Annotated in this window: 15 protein-coding genes; 7 read left to right on the plus strand and 8 right to left on the minus strand. The window is 69.0% G+C overall.

Annotated features, from left to right (window positions below; all coding sequences use genetic code 11):
* Positions 1–5: 5 nt before the first annotated feature.
* Together nrdH and CQ047_RS00615 are read right to left on the minus strand one after the other, a co-directional pair.
* Complete coding sequence (gene nrdH / locus CQ047_RS00610) at positions 6–239, minus strand: glutaredoxin-like protein NrdH (protein WP_067118559.1); 234 nt, start codon at positions 237–239, stop codon at positions 6–8.
* Between the two features lie 330 nt (positions 240–569).
* On the minus strand, positions 570–1,430 hold the full coding sequence (locus CQ047_RS00615) for a GNAT family N-acetyltransferase (RefSeq protein WP_105672340.1): 861 nt from the start codon (positions 1,428–1,430) through the stop codon (positions 570–572).
* A gap of 213 nt (positions 1,431–1,643) precedes the next feature.
* On the opposite strand from CQ047_RS00615, the gene CQ047_RS00620 reads away from it, so the two are divergent.
* The 5 genes from CQ047_RS00620 to CQ047_RS00640 all read left to right on the plus strand — a co-directional run bounded on the left by CQ047_RS00620 (position 1,644) and on the right by CQ047_RS00640 (position 6,673).
* Positions 1,644–2,807, plus strand: a complete 1,164-nt coding sequence (locus CQ047_RS00620; RefSeq protein WP_105672341.1) for an MFS transporter — start codon at positions 1,644–1,646, stop codon at positions 2,805–2,807.
* 20 nt (positions 2,808–2,827) lie between these two features.
* Complete coding sequence (locus CQ047_RS00625; protein WP_105672342.1) at positions 2,828–3,586, plus strand: alpha/beta fold hydrolase; 759 nt, start codon at positions 2,828–2,830, stop codon at positions 3,584–3,586.
* The gene (locus CQ047_RS00630; RefSeq protein WP_105672343.1) at positions 3,583–4,743 is read left to right on the plus strand and encodes an acyl-CoA dehydrogenase family protein; all 1,161 of its coding nucleotides are present in this window, start codon (positions 3,583–3,585) and stop codon (positions 4,741–4,743) included. The genes CQ047_RS00625 and CQ047_RS00630 overlap by 4 nt, the downstream gene beginning before the upstream one ends.
* 80 nt (positions 4,744–4,823) lie before the next feature.
* Positions 4,824–5,291, plus strand: coding sequence for an Lrp/AsnC family transcriptional regulator (locus CQ047_RS00635; RefSeq protein ID WP_105672344.1), 468 nt, complete (start codon positions 4,824–4,826; stop codon positions 5,289–5,291).
* Positions 5,288–6,673, plus strand: a complete 1,386-nt coding sequence (locus CQ047_RS00640) for an aspartate aminotransferase family protein (protein WP_105672345.1) — start codon at positions 5,288–5,290, stop codon at positions 6,671–6,673. The genes CQ047_RS00635 and CQ047_RS00640 overlap by 4 nt, the downstream gene beginning before the upstream one ends.
* Here the strand turns inward: CQ047_RS00640 and CQ047_RS00645 are convergent.
* A complete protein-coding gene (locus CQ047_RS00645) occupies positions 6,670–8,208 on the minus strand; it encodes a PucR family transcriptional regulator (protein ID WP_105672346.1) in 1,539 nt (512 codons plus the stop codon). The two genes, CQ047_RS00640 and CQ047_RS00645, sit on opposite strands and share 4 nt — an antisense overlap.
* A gap of 97 nt (positions 8,209–8,305) precedes the next feature.
* Here CQ047_RS00645 and CQ047_RS00650 point away from each other — a divergent pair, with 97 nt between their 5' ends.
* Together CQ047_RS00650 and CQ047_RS00655 are read left to right on the plus strand one after the other, a co-directional pair.
* A complete protein-coding gene (locus CQ047_RS00650; protein WP_105672347.1) occupies positions 8,306–9,790 on the plus strand; it encodes a CoA-acylating methylmalonate-semialdehyde dehydrogenase in 1,485 nt (494 codons plus the stop codon).
* 28 nt (positions 9,791–9,818) lie between these two features.
* Positions 9,819–11,207, plus strand: coding sequence for an aspartate aminotransferase family protein (locus tag CQ047_RS00655; protein WP_105672348.1), 1,389 nt, complete (start codon positions 9,819–9,821; stop codon positions 11,205–11,207).
* 68 nt (positions 11,208–11,275) lie between these two features.
* Here the strand turns inward: CQ047_RS00655 and CQ047_RS00660 are convergent, their stop codons facing one another.
* The 5 genes from CQ047_RS00660 to CQ047_RS00680 form a co-directional block, all read right to left on the minus strand.
* Positions 11,276–12,118 (minus strand): ABC transporter permease, encoded by an 843-nt coding sequence (locus tag CQ047_RS00660; RefSeq protein WP_105672349.1) that lies wholly within the window; start codon positions 12,116–12,118, stop codon positions 11,276–11,278.
* On the minus strand, positions 12,115–13,005 hold the full coding sequence (locus CQ047_RS00665) for an ABC transporter permease (RefSeq protein WP_105672350.1): 891 nt from the start codon (positions 13,003–13,005) through the stop codon (positions 12,115–12,117). The genes CQ047_RS00660 and CQ047_RS00665 overlap by 4 nt, the downstream gene beginning before the upstream one ends.
* Positions 12,998–14,176: a spermidine/putrescine ABC transporter substrate-binding protein gene (locus CQ047_RS00670; protein ID WP_105672351.1), complete on the minus strand. Its 1,179-nt coding sequence runs from the start codon at positions 14,174–14,176 to the stop codon at positions 12,998–13,000. Before CQ047_RS00670 ends, CQ047_RS00665 begins: the two co-directional genes overlap by 8 nt.
* On the minus strand, positions 14,173–15,291 hold the full coding sequence (locus CQ047_RS00675; protein ID WP_105672352.1) for an ABC transporter ATP-binding protein: 1,119 nt from the start codon (positions 15,289–15,291) through the stop codon (positions 14,173–14,175). Before CQ047_RS00675 ends, CQ047_RS00670 begins: the two co-directional genes overlap by 4 nt.
* 136 nt (positions 15,292–15,427) lie before the next feature.
* Entirely contained in the window at positions 15,428–15,700 is a 273-nt protein-coding gene (locus CQ047_RS00680; protein WP_105672353.1) for a metal-sensitive transcriptional regulator, read from the minus strand.
* Between the last annotated feature and the right edge of the window lie 21 nt (positions 15,701–15,721).

Below are 15,721 nucleotides of genomic sequence, written 5' to 3' on the forward strand. Positions count from 1 at the left end.
GGTGATCAGGCCAGACGGGACGCGAGCTCGTCGATCTTGTCGGGACGGAAGCCCGACCAGTGGTCTTCATCGGTCACGACGACCGGCGCCTGCATGTAGCCGAGCGACTTGACCTGCTCGAGCGCCGCCGGGTCCTCCGACAGGTCGTGGATCTCGTACTCGATGCCCTTGGCATCCAGCGCACGATAGGTGGCGTTGCACTGAACGCAGGAAGGCTTCGTGTAGACCGTGATCGACATCGTGAATCCCCTCAAATCTCTGGTTTATCCGGCAGACCCCCGCCGGGAGTTCAATACTACATATAGGGACGGACATTGGAGGCGACCACAAGGGGTAGTAGTTACATCCGTGTAGTTTTCCACCGTTCTCCACCGATACAACACAGGTTCTCCACCGTTTCTTCCACAGCCCCGAGGGTGTCGAACCGGGCGTCGAAACGCGTAATCTCGCGGCTCCGGAGAGCCCCGCTCGGATCCATCCACAGGGGGCACGCTACGCGCGGCATCCGACATTCGATTTTCTGTGGAAACTGCGTTCCGGCGTGTCGCGGCGTGTCCGCGACACGAACCTCAGCGCACCGACGGACGACGCTGCCAGGTGGTCGTGACGGGCCGGTAGCCGAGGCGCGACCAGAACGGCCCCGACTGCGGATTCGCCACCGAGTAGTCGAGCCGCACGGAGCCCGCGCCCTCCCCCGTGAGGATGCCGTGGACGGCGTCGACCACCCTCCGGCCGAGCCCGGCGCCGCGCGCATCCGGGGCGAGGTACATGGCGTCGAGGTAGGCGCGAGGCGGAGAGCCGGGCGTCTCCGAGTCGGGGAAGGCGTGCACGTAGCCGAGCGCCGCGCCGTCCTGCTCGATCAGCCATGTCCAGTCCGGCCAGGACCGCAGTCGATCCGTCATCGACGCCAGAAGCAGTTGCTCCGCCCCCTGCCTGCGGAACACGGCGCCGAAGTCGGCCTCATGGGAGAGGAGAAGGGCGTCGAAGGCGGCGAGCGCCGGGGCGTCGGATGCCGAGGCCGCACGCAGCAGCGCCCCGTCTCCGAGTCCGTGCGTGGCGGCGAGTCCGTGCGCGGCATCCGATCGGCCGGAGGAGGACAGCCTGCGGACCGCGTCGATCGTGACGGGAGCGAAGCCCCTCGTCAGCAGGGCGAGGACGAGGTCCGTGTCGTCGCTCGGCAGCCGCACCGTGCAGGACGACTCCTCATCACCGGGCTCCTCGACGGCGAGCACGTCGTCCAGCCAGACGTCGAGAACCTCCCCCACGGCCACGCGGCGGGCATCCCGGTCGCCGTCTCCGCAGCTCAGCTCGAGGGTGTGGCGACGCAGCGCGCCCCACAGGGCCTCCGCCTCGTCGGCGCGGAAGGAGGAGAATCCGGCCGTCGCCTCGGCCGGAACAGCTCCTCGTCGAGCTCTCAGCACCTCGGCCATCGGGTCCTCCTCGGCGACCCGACCGGGCGCCGGGTCCGCGGTCCAGGTTCGCGCGCGTGCCCGCGAGTGAGCAAGAGGACGCGATCAGCCGTTCACCGGGAGGCAAGCGCCGTGCGCGACCGCACACGCGGGTTCCTCCGTGTCCCCGCCGCCCGGTAGCGTTGACCCGTGGCGGGATATCGGGATCTTCTTCGCACGCCGGGAGTGGCGCGCATGATCGCTGCTCAGCTGACCGCGCGCTTCCCGAACGGGATGAGCTCCCTCGCGATCCTGCTGCACGTCGAGCAGCAGACCGGCTCGTACGGCGCCGCCGGTCTCGTGCTCGCGGCGACCAGCGTCGGCCAGGCCGTCGCCGGCCCGATCACGAGCCGGTGGATGGGCGTCTGGGGCATGCGGCGCGTGCTCACTCTCACGCTCAGCGTGTGCGTCGTCGCCATCCTGGGTCTCGCCCTGCTGCCTCTCACCCTGCCGGGATACATGATCCTCGGTCTGATCGCCGGGCTCTCCACCCCGCCGATCCAGGCAGCGGTGCGGACGATCTACCCCAAGCTGGTGAACTCGTCCCAGCTGACGCCGCTCTTCTCCCTCGACGCCTCCCTGCAGGAGATCATCTGGATCCTCGCTCCGGTGGTGATCACCCTCGTGTCCACGCAGATCGGCACGGTGGAGGGCCTGCTGCTCGTGGCGATCGTGCTGGTCGGCGGCGGTTCGTGGTTCATCCTCTCCCCCGAGGTCGGCCGCGTCCGCATCCCGCGCAGCCGCAACCCCCTCGGCACGGTCGTGCTCAAGCCTCCGGTGATGCTGGCGACCGTGATCGGCTTCCTCCTGATCGGCGCGTGCGCCGCGGTCGAGGTCGGCGTCGTCGCCACCTTCGAGCACGGAAGCCTGGAGGCGGGGCTCGTCCTCGCGGTGTTCTCCGCGGGCAGCCTGGCGGGCGGACTCGCGTTCGGCCACCTCCCCATCGGCCCCTGGGCGATGGCCAGGCGACTGCTGATCGTCACGGTCGGACTCGCGCTGACGATGGTGATGCTGAACGTGTTCTGGCTCGGCGGCACCCTGATCCTCGCGGGGATCGGCATCGCCCCCGCCCTCGCGATGCTCTTCGCGATCACCTCGGCGAGCGTGAAGTTCAGCGAGACCGCTGAGGCGTTCGGCTGGGCGGGCACCGGTCAGCTCATCGGCGCGGCTGCGGGCTCCGCGGTCGCCGGCTTCCTCGTCGACGTCACCGACTGGCGCGGCGCGTACCTCGCGGCCACGCTGTTCGCCGCGGTCGGGCTGGTGGTGTCGATCGTGTTCGTGCGGGCATTCCCCGACCTGCGCGGCCGCGACGCGAGCCCTCGCCCCGACACGGAGCCGCTCGCCGTCACCCCGTCCTGAGCGGATCGTAAGCTGGGCTCATGCCCGCGCCGCTCACCCTCCCTCGCATCTCCTGGGGAGATCCCGCGTCCTCCAGACGAGCGCTCCTCGTGCACGGTCTCGGCTCCTCGGCCGCTCTCATGTGGCGTCTGGGCGACGCCCTGGCCGGGGCCGGATGGCATGCCACCGCCGTCGACCTGCGCGGTCACGGAGACGCGCCCCGCTCCCTCGACTACACGATCGCGGCGTACGCCTCCGATCTCGCGGCGACCCGCCCCGAGGGCGACGGGGCCTGGGATGCCGTGATCGGCCACTCCCTCGGCGGCGCCTCCAGCACGGTAGCCGCGGCGTCCTCTCCCGGATGGACGCTCCGGCTCATCCTCATCGACCCTGCCATCGTGCTCGACGGACGCGATGCGAACGTCATCCGCAGGAGCCAGGAGCGCGCGTTCGCCGACAACCGCATCGACGCCGTGCGCGACGAGCATCCGCACTGGCACCCGCAGGACGTCGAGCTGAAGGTGGACGCCGTGCACCGCGCCAGCCGCTGGGCGGTCGAGCAGACGAGCGTCCAGAACCGGCCGTGGGATGTCCGTCCAGAGGCTGCGCAGCTGTCCGTCCCCACGCACGTGATCGCCGCGGATCCGACCGTCTTCAGTCTGTTCCGCGGAGACTCGGCCGCGGAGATCCTCGCATCCAATCCGCGTCTCACGATGAGCGTGGTCGAGGGAGCCGGCCACTCGCTGCACCGCGACAAGCCGGAGGAGTCCGTGCGTCATCTGTTGGAGGCCCTGTCATGAGCGAATTCGATCCCGCCGCGTACCTGCCGGACGACCTCCTGGAGCGCATCCGCGAGCGCGCACCGATCCACGACCGCGAGAACACCTTCCCCCAGCAGGACCTCGACGAGCTGCGGGATGCCGGCTACCTCTCGATCCTCGTGCCCGCCGAGCGCGGCGGCGCGGGGCTGGGTCTCGCCGAGGCCGCGCTCCTGCAGCAGCGGCTCGCCGGTGCGGCCCCGGCGACCGCGCTGGCGATCAACATGCATCTCGTCTGGACGGGCGTCGCGAAGGTCTTCTCCGATCGCGGAGTGCCTGGCCTCGAGTTCGTGCAGGACGGCGCCGTCGCCGGGGAGGTCTTCGCTTTCGGCATCAGCGAGGGCGGCAACGACCTCGTGCTGTTCGGCAGCGACACCGCTGCCGAGCCGACAGGAGACGACGGCTACTCCTTCACGGGGACGAAGATCTTCACCTCCCTGGCCCCCGTCTGGACGAAGCTCGGACTGCACGGGCTCGACACCACGAGCGACGACGCCCCGAAGCTCGTGTTCGCGTTCGTGGATCGCACGGCGGCCGTCGAGACCGGAGACGACTGGGACACCCTGGGCATGCGCGCGACCCAGTCCCGCACCACCCGGCTGAAGGGCGCGGTGGCGGATGCCGCGCACGTGGTCCGCCGCATCGACCCCGGGCCCACGCCCGATCCGATCGTGTTCGGCATCTTCTCGGTGTTCGAGATCCTGCTCGCCTCTGTGTACACGGGCATCGCGCGCCGCGCCCTCGATCTCGCGGTGCTGACCGCGCAGAAGCGCACCTCGAAGAGGACCGGCCTCGCCTACGCCCAGGACCCGGACATCCGCTGGCGGATCGCCGACATGGCCCTCTCCTACGATGCGCTGCCGCCGCAGATCGCCGCGCTCGCGCGCGACGTCGACGAGAGCGCAGACCACGGCGCCCGCTGGTTCTCGCTGCTGTCCGGCGTGAAGCATCGTGCGATCACCACCGCCAAGCACGTCGTCGACCAGGCGATGCTCACGGCGGGCGGCGGATCGTACTTCTCCTCGAACGAGCTGTCGCGGCTCTACCGCGACGTGCTCGCCGGGGCGTTCCATCCCTCCGACCCCGAGTCCGCTCACGCCACGGCGGCGAGCGCGTGGCTGGGCCCGATCGAGGCCTGAACCCGCGATTTCGCAGATTTTCTGAATTTCTCCTGCGGAATCGGTTGCCGATCGACCCTTGATGATGCGAGGATCGCACCATGGGTTCGACGAAGAAGCTCCCCACCCTCGACGACGTCTCCAAGACGATCATCGAGCTGCTCCAGGAGGACGGGCGCCGCTCGTACTCCGATATCGGGCGCGTCGTCGGCCTCAGTGAGGCCGCGGTCCGCCAGCGCGTGCAGCGCCTCACCGACTCCGGGGTCATGCAGATCGTCGCGGTGACCGATCCGATGCAGCTCGGCTTCAGCCGGCAGGCGATGATCGGCATCCGCGTGACCGGCGACACCCGGGTCGTCGCCGAGGAGATCGCCGCGATCGAGGCGATCGACTACGTCGTGATCACGGTCGGTTCGTTCGACATCCTCGCCGAGGTCGTGTGCGAGGACGACGACGATCTGCTCGCGCTGATCAACGACAGCATCCGACCGATCGACGGAGTCCTGTCGACCGAGACCTTCATCTACGCCAAGCTGCAGAAGCAGCTCTACAACTGGGGGACCAGATGAGCACCACACCCACCGAAGCCGAACTCCAGGCGATGGCCAAAGACCACCTCTGGATGCACTTCACCCGGCAGTCCACGATGGAGAAGTCGGGCGTGCCCATCATCGTCAAGGGCGACGGCCACCGCATCTGGGACTCCAAGGGCAAGGAGTACTTCGACGGCCTCGCCGGCCTGTTCGTGGTCAACGCGGGTCACGGCCGTCGCCGGCTCGCCGAGGCTGCGGCGAAGCAGGCGTCTGAGCTGTCCTTCTTCCCGCTGTGGTCGTACGCCCACCCCGCGGCGATCGAGCTCGCCGATCGGCTGGCCGAGGAGGCGCCGGGCGACCTGAACCGCGTCTTCTTCTCCACGGGCGGCGGCGAAGCGGTCGAGACCGCCTTCAAGCTCGCCAAGCAGTACTGGAAGCTGATGGGCCAGCCCACCAAGCACAAGGTCATCTCGCGCGCGGTCGCCTACCACGGCACCCCGCAGGGCGCTCTGGCGATCACCGGCATCCCCGCCATGAAGGCGATGTTCGAGCCGGTCACCCCCGGTGGATTCCGCGTGCCGAACACGAACTTCTACCGCGCCGCCGAGATGGGCGCGCCGTCTGACGACATCGAGCTGTTCGGCCGCTGGGCCGCCGACCGCATCGAGGAGATGATCCTCTTCGAGGGCCCGGAGACGGTCGCCGCGGTGTTCCTCGAGCCCGTGCAGAACTCCGGCGGATGCTTCCCGCCGCCTCCCGGCTACTTCGCCAGGGTCCGTGAGATCTGCGACAAGTACGACGTGCTGCTCGTGTCCGACGAGGTCATCTGCGCCTTCGGTCGTCTCGGCCACACCTTCGCGTGCACGGGACTCGGCTACGTGCCCGACATGATCACATGCGCCAAGGGCATGACCAGCGGCTACTCCCCGATCGGCGCGACCATCGTCAGCGACCGCATCTACGAGCCGTTCTCGAAGGGCGACACGACCTTCTATCACGGCTACACCTTCGGCGGGCACCCCGTGTCGGCCGCGGTCGCGCTGGAGAACCTCGCGATCTTCGACGAGGAGAACCTCAACGCGCACGTGCGGGAGAACTCCCCCCTGTTCCGCGCCGAGCTCGAGAAGCTCAGCGACCTGCCCATCGTGGGCGACGTCCGCGGCGACGGGTACTTCTTCGGCATCGAGCTGGTCAAGGACAAGACGACCCGCGAGACGTTCGACGACGCGGAGTCCGAGCGCCTGCTGCGCGGCTTCCTCTCCCCCGCGCTCTACGAGGCGGGGCTGTACTGTCGCGCCGACGACCGCGGCGACCCCGTGATCCAGCTCGCACCGCCGCTCACGATCGGGCCGTCCGAGTTCCGCGAGATCGAGCAGATCCTCCGCGATGTGCTGACCCGCGCGCAGGGGGTCCTCTAGCTCCCCGCGGTGCTCCGCCTCGCCAGCAGCGCGAGGTGGAGCGCCGCGAGCGTCTCGCCGTCGTCGAGGTCGGCGTCCAGCAGATCGCCGATCAGCGTGATCCGCTGGTAGAACACCGACCGGGAGAGATGGCTGGCGGATGCCGCCGCAGAGCGGTTGCCCGGATGAGCGACGAGTGCGCCGAGCACGTCGAGCAGATCGCCTCGGCGTTCGCGGTCGTAGGCGACGAGGGGTGCGAGCATCCGCTCGCTGTGCGCGTGCAGGCGGTGATCGTCGCGCAGTGAGGCGACCAGGCGCTCGAGCGGACGGTCGTCGACGCGACGCACCCGAGCGCCCGCGTCGGAGCGATCGCTCGCCGCCAGGTCGCGCGCGGCGCGGAGGGAGGAGAGCAGATCGAGCACGCCGTCGGCCGGTGGTCCGACGAAGACCGCCCGCTCGCCGCCCGCGATGCGTACCACCAGCTCATCGGTGAGCACGACGGATGCCGGCAGTGACAGCAGCGCCACGTCGTCGTCGCCCACCCGGGCGGCCACCACGGCGCATCCCGCCTGCCTGGCGCGATACGCGAGCTCGCTGGCGGAGCGTGCGCCGCGAGCGACGATTCCGTGGCACTGCCGATCCGCGACGGCGAAGCCTCCGGCGGCGAGGCGTGCGGCGATGTCGTCGGGGCTCGCGAACCGCGCCCCCAGCAGGTCGTCGATGATGCCGCTCTGGGCGAGCACCGACCACTCGGCGTCGCCGCCGTCGGCGAGGCATCCGAAGGCGAGCGCGGTCGCCCCCTGCTCCAGCACGGTGAGGCGACCCGCAGGATGCGCGGGTCCAGGCAGCGCCAGGAGCGTCCCCCACCGCACCCCTCTCGCCTGCACCGGGACGCGATCGACCTCCCCGAGATCCCTCAGCGCCTCGGCCACCGGCATCCGCAGCGCCTCCAGCGCGATCACCTCGTGCGCGAGGTTCTCCAGGACGACAGGGGCGCCCAGCGCCTTCGCCGTCTCCGACACCACGACATCGGCCGGGGCTCCCTGAAGGCTCAGCGCCGTGAACAGCTCGTGCAGTCGCTGGCGCTCACGAAGCGCGTCGGTCTGCGCCGCGATCAGCGCCCGGTGCACGGCCTCGGTGACCGTGACGAACTTGATCTCCGCGTGCAGCGCGATCAGCGCCAGCTCCGCCTCGACGCACACGTCGATCACGGGATCGGGGACGCGCGCGTGCCCGGAGCCGAGCTCGACGACGATGCCCGCGATCCCCGCACGATGCAGCGCCTGTGCGAACGAGCGCAGCTCCCCCGCATCCGACGGCCACCCCGCCCCGGTGCTGAGCAGCAGCTCTCCACCGTCGAGCAGACGGGCGACGGCGGCGCTGTCGGAGACATGCGCCCAGCGCACCTCGGCGTCGAGGGCTCCTCCCCCGACGATCACCTCCGGAGAGCCCGCCTGCAGCACCGGCTCGGCGAGCACGTCCGCCACGGTCAGCAGCGCATCCCGTCGCGCCGGACGATCTGTCTGATCTGCGCCGAAGTCCTGACGTTCTGACATCGCTGATCGCCGTTCCCCTCTGTGATCATTGAGAAGTACCAGCGTATCGAACCCCGGTCAGAGTGTTCGATAAGCGCTTCCAGCTCGAAGGAGAACCGTGGACATCGTTCGTCACGTCATCGACGGAGTGGAGACCGCCGAGGCGGCCCGCACCGGCAAGATCTTCAACCCCGCCACCGGCGAGGTCGCCAGGGAGGTCGCATTCGCGTCGACCGCCGAGGTCGAGACCGCCATCGCCGCCGCTGCCGCCGCTCTGCCCGCGTGGCGCGAGACGAGCCTGATCAAGCGCGCCGACGTGTTCTTCCGCCTGCGCCAGCTTCTCAAGGAGCGCACCCCCGAGCTCGCCGCGATCGTCACGAACGAGCACGGCAAGGTGCTGTCGGATGCCGCGGGCGAGGTGTCGCGAGGCATCGAGAACGTCGAGTTCGCCGCAGGTCTCGTGCACCTGCTCAAGGGCGAGCGCAGCGAGCAGGTCGCCCGCGGCGTCGATGTGCACTCCGTGAAGCAGCCGGTCGGCGTCGTCGCCGCGATCACCCCCTTCAACTTCCCGGTCATGGTGCCGCTGTGGATGGTCGCCTCCGCGATCGCCTGCGGCAACACGGTCGTCCTCAAGCCCAGCGAGAAGGACCCGTCGGCGGCGATCTGGCTCGCGAAGCTCTTCCAGGAGGCGGGTCTGCCCGCCGGCGTCCTCAACGTCGTCAACGGCGACAAGGAGGCGGTCGACGCGCTGCTCGAGTCGCCGCGCGTGAACGCGATCAGCTTCGTGGGATCCACCCCCATCGCCCGCTCGATCTACCAGCGCGCCTCTGCCGCCGGCAAGCGCGTCCAGGCGCTGGGCGGCGCGAAGAACCACATGGTCGTGATGCCGGACGCCGACATCGACGCCGCGGCCGACGCCGCGATCTCCGCGGCCTACGGATCCGCCGGCGAGCGCTGCATGGCCGTCTCGGTGCTGGTCGCGGTCGGCGACGTCGCCGACGACCTCATCGACGCGATCTCCTCGCGCATCCAGGGGCTCACGATCGGCGACGGAACGGATGCCGCGAGCGAGATGGGTCCGCTCATCACGCGCGAGCACCGCGATCGCGTCGCCTCCTACGTCACGGGCGCAGCGGCCGAGGGCGCGACCGTCGTCGTCGACGGCACCACTCAGCAGTTCGACTCCGACGGGTTCTTCATCGGCGTGAGCCTCGTCGACCACGTCCGTCCCGGCATGAAGGTCTACGAGGACGAGATCTTCGGCCCCGTGCTCTCCGTGGTCCGCGTGGAGAGCTATGCAGACGCCGTGGAGCTCGTGAACTCCAACTCCTATGGCAACGGCACCGCGATCTTCACGCGCGACGGGGGCACCGCACGTCAGTACGAGTTCGACATCGAGGTCGGCATGGTCGGCGTGAACGTGCCGATCCCCGTGCCGATCGGCGCGTACTCCTTCGGCGGCTGGAAGGACTCGCTGTTCGGCGACTCCCACATCTACGGCCCCGAATCGGTGCACTTCTACACTCGGTCCAAGGTCGTCACCACCCGCTGGCCCGACCACACCCCCTCGCAGATCGACCTGGGCTTCCCCAGCAACCACTGATCGGACACGGTTCTCGAAAGGCACCGACATGACGAACTACACCGACCGACACGGAGCCGCGCACGCGCTGCCCGACGCGGCTGCCGAAGCTCAGGTGCGTGCGGACGACCGCGGGCACGTCTTCCACTCGTGGAGCGCGCAGGGTCTCATCGACCCGCTTCCGGTCGCCGCGGGCGAGGGCTCGACGTTCTGGGATTACCAGGGCAACGCCTACCTCGACTTCTCCAGCCAGCTGGTGAACCTGAACCTGGGACACCAGCATCCCGATCTCGTGTCGGCGATCCAGCAGCAGGCCGGGCGCCTGGCGACCATCCAGCCGTCCGTGGCGAACGACGTGCGCGGTGAGCTCGCACGGCTCATCGCCGGGGTCGCGCCCGACGGCATGGAGAAGGTCTTCTTCACCAACGGCGGCGCCGAGGCCAACGAGTACGCCGTGCGCATGGCGCGGCAGTCGACCGGGCGCCGCAAGGTGCTCTCGATGTACCGCAGCTACCACGGCTCCACGGCCACGGCGATCTCGCTCACGGGCGACCCTCGGCGCTGGGCGAACGACACCGTCGACTCCGGCGCCGTGCGCTTCTTCGGGCCGTACTTGTACCGCTCGCCGTTCCACTCGGAGACGCAGGAGCAGGAGGCCGAGCGCGCGCTCGCCCACCTCGAGCAGACCATCCAGCTCGAGGGTCCGCAGACGATCGCGGCGATCATCATCGAGACCGTCGTCGGCACCAACGGCGTCCTGATCCCGCCGCCCGGCTACCTGCAGGGCGTGCGCGAACTGTGCGACCGCTACGGCATCGTCTACATCGCCGACGAGGTCATGGTCGGCTTCGGTCGTCTGGGCGAGTGGTTCGGCATCGACGCGTTCGACGCGAAGCCCGACCTCATCACCTTCGCGAAGGGCGTGAACTCGGGCTACGTCCCGCTCGGCGGCGTCGTCATCTCGGACGCCATCGCGAAGGCGTTCGACACCGTGCCCTTCGCCGGCGGCCTGACCTACTCCGGTCACCCGCTCGCGTGCGCTGCCGGTGTCGCCACGTTCGAGGTGTTCCGTCGTGACGGCATCCTGGAGCGCGTGCGCGACCTCGGCACCCGCGTGGTGGAGCCGACGCTGCGATCCTGGGCTGAGAAGCACCCGAGCGTCGGCGACGTCAGAGGACGCGGCCTGTTCTGGGCGATCGAGCTGGTGCGCGACAGGGAGACCCGCGCGCCGCTGGTGCCCTTCAACGCCTCGGGACCGGATGCCGCGCCCATGGGCGCCTTCGCCGCCGCCGCGAAGAAGGCCGGCGTCTGGCCGTTCACGCACTTCAACCGCGTGCACGTCGCTCCCCCGCTGGTCATCTCCGAAGAGGAGCTCGTGCGCGGCCTGTCCGCGATCGACGAGGCCCTCACCGTCGCGGACGAGCACGCCGCGAGCTGACCCGTCGTCGAGAACTCCTCCCGAGCCGCACAGGTTCGGGAGGAGTTCTCGCGTTCGGAGGTGAACCCTCAGCCGCCCGCCATCGTGCGGGCGATGTCGGTCGCGGAGTCGCCGGCCTTCTTCAGCACCACGGCCACCAGCGCGAGCGCCAGCAGCGTCACGAGCAGCATGATCGTCGACACCGCGGCGATCTCGGGGCGCAGGCCGCTGCGCAGCGCGCTGAGCACGTAGACCGGCCACGGGGTCGTGCCCGAGACCTGCACGAACGCCGAGACGACGGTGTTGTCGAGCCCGAGTGTGAACGAGAGCAGGAATCCGGCGAGCACGGCCGGCATCGCGAGCGGCAGCGTCACCTTCATGAACGTGCGGAACGGCGGGGCGTACAGATCCGCGGACGCCTCCTCGAGCCGCGCGTCCAGACCCACCAGCCTCGCCCGCACGATGTACGACACGATCGCGATGGAGAACAGCGACTGCCCGACGACGAGCCGCACCGTGCCGTCGTTGAAGACGCTCATCCCCAGGTCCTGCCCGAGGAACACCATCCACGGCAGCAGCGCCACCGCGTCCACGATCTCCGGCGTCACCGAGATCAGCAGCAGCATCGCCAGGAACCAGCCGACCCACCTGCCGGGCGTCCGCGCCATGGCGATGCCCGCGAGCGTTCCCAGGGCGGTCGCGAAGACCGCCGCGAGCAGGCCCGTGCGCAGAGACACCAGGACGGCGTCGCGGATCGCGGGCTTCGTGACGATGGCGGCGAACGAGTCGAACCCGAAGTGATCCCACGACACGAGCAGCCGACCGACGTTGAAGGAGTACACGATGATCACGATGATCGGCAGGAACAGGAAGAGGAACACCAGAGTCGCCCAGATCGGCAGAAGGTGTCGTGCGATGCCGCGCCTGGTCATGATGCCTCCCCGAGGATGAGCCGGTTGCGTCGTCGCACCGGGATCGTGACGAGCCACAGCAGCAGCGCCGCCACCCCGATCGACAGGGCGATGGTGAGGATGAGCAGCACCGCCATCGCCGAACCGAGCGCCCAGTTCTGCGCCGTCTGAAACTGGCTGGCGACGATCTGGCCGACCATGTTGCCCTTCGCGCCGCCGAGCACGGTCGCGGTGATGTAGTCGCCCATGAGAGGGATGTACACCAGAAGGATGCCGGCGATGATCCCGGGGCGCGCCATCGGCACCGTGACCCGCAGGAACGTCGTGACGCTGTTCGCGCCGAGGTCCTTGCTCGCCTCGCGCAGCGGTCCGCTGACGCGGTCGAACGCGACGTACAGCGGGAGGATCATCAGCGGCAGGTAGTTGTAGACGACGCCGAGGAGCACCGCCCCTCTGGTGTTGAGCATCTCGAGCGGGCCGGGGATGACGCCGATGAACTGCAGCGCCTGCGAGAGCCACCCCTCGGGGGCGAGGATCACCTGCCATCCGATGGTCCGCACCAGGAAGTTCGTCCAGAACGGCACCATGACGAGGGCGAGGAGCATCCCCCTCCGCGACGGAGCGGCTTTCACCGCGATCCAGTAGGCCACGGGCGCGCCGATCAGGAGGCACAGCAGCGTGCCGGTGACGCCGACCCAGAGCGTGTTCTGGAACGTCGTGAAGAAGGTCGGCGACAGCGCCTCGACGTAGCGGTCGAACGACAGCCTGTCGTTCGAGTTCGTGGCGAAGATGCTGGGCTTGTATCCGAAGCTGTACCAGATCACCACGCCGATCGGCACGAGGAAGAAGATGATGAGCCACACCCACGCGGGGAGGGCGAGGCCGAAGCGGATCCTGAGCTTACGCACCGGCGGCCGCCTTCGTCGCGTTCCAGATCGAGACGATCCGCTCCTGTGCCTCGGTGAACTCCTGCTCGTGCATCGTCTCCACCTGCGCGTCGTCGAAGTAGACCATGTCGAGCCTCTCGAGCCCGGCGTCCTCCGCCTTCTTCTGCGTGCCCTGCACACCCGTGTCGTAGCCGATGTAGTCGACCTGCGCGAGCTGCACGTCGGGCGCGATCATGAAGTCGATGAACGCGTGGGCGGCCTCGGGGTGCGGTGCGCCCTTGGCGATCGCCCAGTTGTCCATCCAGAGCTCGGTGGCGGGGGCGCCGAGCACCCACTGCCAGCGTTCGGGGTCGTCGGACTCGTTCATGCCGGTGCGCGCGTCGCCGCTGTACGACTGCACGAGCGCGGCGGAGGCCTGCGGGATCACCTGCCCTCCCGGCGCGGAGTCGAAGGTCGAGACGTGCGGGGCGAGCTCCTTCACGAGGAATCTCTCGCACGCGTCGAGGTCTGCCTTCTTCGTGGTGTTCCAGTCGATGCCGTGCGACCAGAAGTAGATGCCGCACATCGGAGCGGGATCGTCGAGCAGCGACACCTTGCCCGACGCCTCGTTCTGCGCCGCATCGATGAAGTCCGCCCAGTCGGTCAGCTCCCTGGTGATGACGCGGCGGTCGTAGACGAAGCCGGTCGTGCCCCATGCCTTGCAGATCGAGTACCGGTTGTCGGGGTCGAAGGAGCGGTGGATGAAGTTCGGATTCATCGTGGCGAAGTTCGGGATCAGGTCGAGGTCGAGCTCCTCGAGCAGCCCGTTCTCGGCCATCGGCGTGACGAACAGGCCGCTGGGCACGACGATGTCGTATCCGCTGGTGCCCCGAGCCGCGACCAGCTTCGCGATCAGCTCCTCGTTCGAGTTGAAGGCGTCGACGACGATCCTGGGCCCCTTCTTCGCGCTGAACGCATCGAGGACCTCGGGGGCGTCGTAGTCGCTCCACGTGTAGATCGACAGCTTGTCCTCGAGCGGACCGCCATGAGCCTGCGGGGCCGCGCCGACCTGGCCGGGAGCGCACGCGGTGAACAGCACCGTCCCGGTCGCGGCGAGCGCCGTCGCGAGGAACCCTCGCCTGGTCAGCTCGGTGCGGATGATGTGCGCCGCGCCGCGGTCCGCCAGCACGCGCACCGGGGGCGCCCCGGTCATGCGGCGGCCTTCGGCAGTGCGATGACGTGCGTCGCCGTGGTGGGGATGCCGTCGGCGGCGAACAGCCGCACGTCCGCGGCATCCCATACGCAGCGCACATCGTCATCCACCTGGATCCGCGGCGCCGTGGGGGCGGGCATCCTCGAGAGGAAGGTGGACTCGCCGCCGACCTGCACGGCGACCTGCAGGGTCTCGCCGAGGTGCGACACCCCGAGGACGCGACCGGGTATGCCGGCTTCTCCCTCCGCCTCGAGGCGCACGTACTCCGGCCGGATCGCGGCCACCGCCGCCTGCCCCGATGCGACCCTCTCCCCACCCCATCGTCCGCCGATCACGCCGATCCCGGTGTCGAGGGAGGAGCCGTCGGCGCGCACGGCGCCGTGCACGAAGTTCTGCTGTCCGATGAAGGACGCCACGTACGCGGATGCCGGTTCGGCGTAGATCTCCGCGGGCTCGGCGAGCTGTTCGATGCGGCCGGCCCGCATCACCGCGATGCGGTCGCTCATCGACAGCGCCTCGGCCTGATCGTGGGTGACGAAGACGAACGTGGTGCCGAGCCTCGCCTGCAGCAGCTTGAGCTCGAGCTGCATCTCCTCGCGGAGCTGACGGTCGAGGGCGGCGAGTGGCTCGTCGAGCAGGAGCACGCTGGGCCGGTTGATCAGCGCGCGCGACAGGGCGATGCGCTGCTGCTGCCCTCCGGAGAGCTGGGTGGGCTTGCGATCGGCGAAGCGGCGCAACTGCACCATGTCGAGAGCCTCGGCGACGCGCTCGCGCTGCTCAGCCTTGGGCACCCTGCGCTGCTGCAGGCCGTACGCCACGTTCTCGGCGACGGTCATGTGCGGGAACAGCGCGTAGGCCTGGAACACGGTGTTGACCTCGCGCTTGTGCGGAGGCAGATCGAGGACGCTGCGACCGGAGATGCGGATGTCGCCGGCATCCGGATACTCGAACCCGGCGATCATCCGGAGCGTCGTCGTCTTGCCGCAGCCGGAGGGCCCGAGCAGGGAGAGGAACTCGCCGGGCCGGATGTCGAGAGTCAGATGGTCGACGGCCGTGGCTGCGCCGTAGAGCTTGGTGACGCCGTCGATGCTGACGCCGCCGGTGGAATCGGGCATGAAGCCTCCCCATTGAGAATCACTGGGGGACAGTCAAACACACGAATCGCATCAGGTACAGCGAAAACCGATGCCAGTTGGGCCTCTCGCAACGATTTCCGTTGCGAGATCACGAATCAACGTGCGATCAAGTCGTCTACTTCGAATCGAAGTCGAACGCCTTGAGGAGCTCGACGACCGCCTTGTCGCGTTCGTCGCCGCCCTCCTCGAACATGTGCGTGACGTGCGTGCGCAGGTGGTTCTCCAGCAGGAGCCTGTTGAGGGATTCCAGGGACTTCTGGATCGCACGGGACTGCGTGATGATGTCCATGCAGTACTCCTCGTTCTCGATCATCCGCGCGACGCCGCGCATCTGGCCCTCGAGGATGCTGGTGCGGTGCAGGGCGCGCTTCTTGATGTCTTCGATCACGGAATCGAGCGTACTCGCGTG

Origin of the sequence: Microbacterium sp. MYb72 (assembly GCF_002979415.1) — a bacterium.
Taxonomy (GTDB): domain Bacteria; phylum Actinomycetota; class Actinomycetes; order Actinomycetales; family Microbacteriaceae; genus Microbacterium; species Microbacterium natoriense.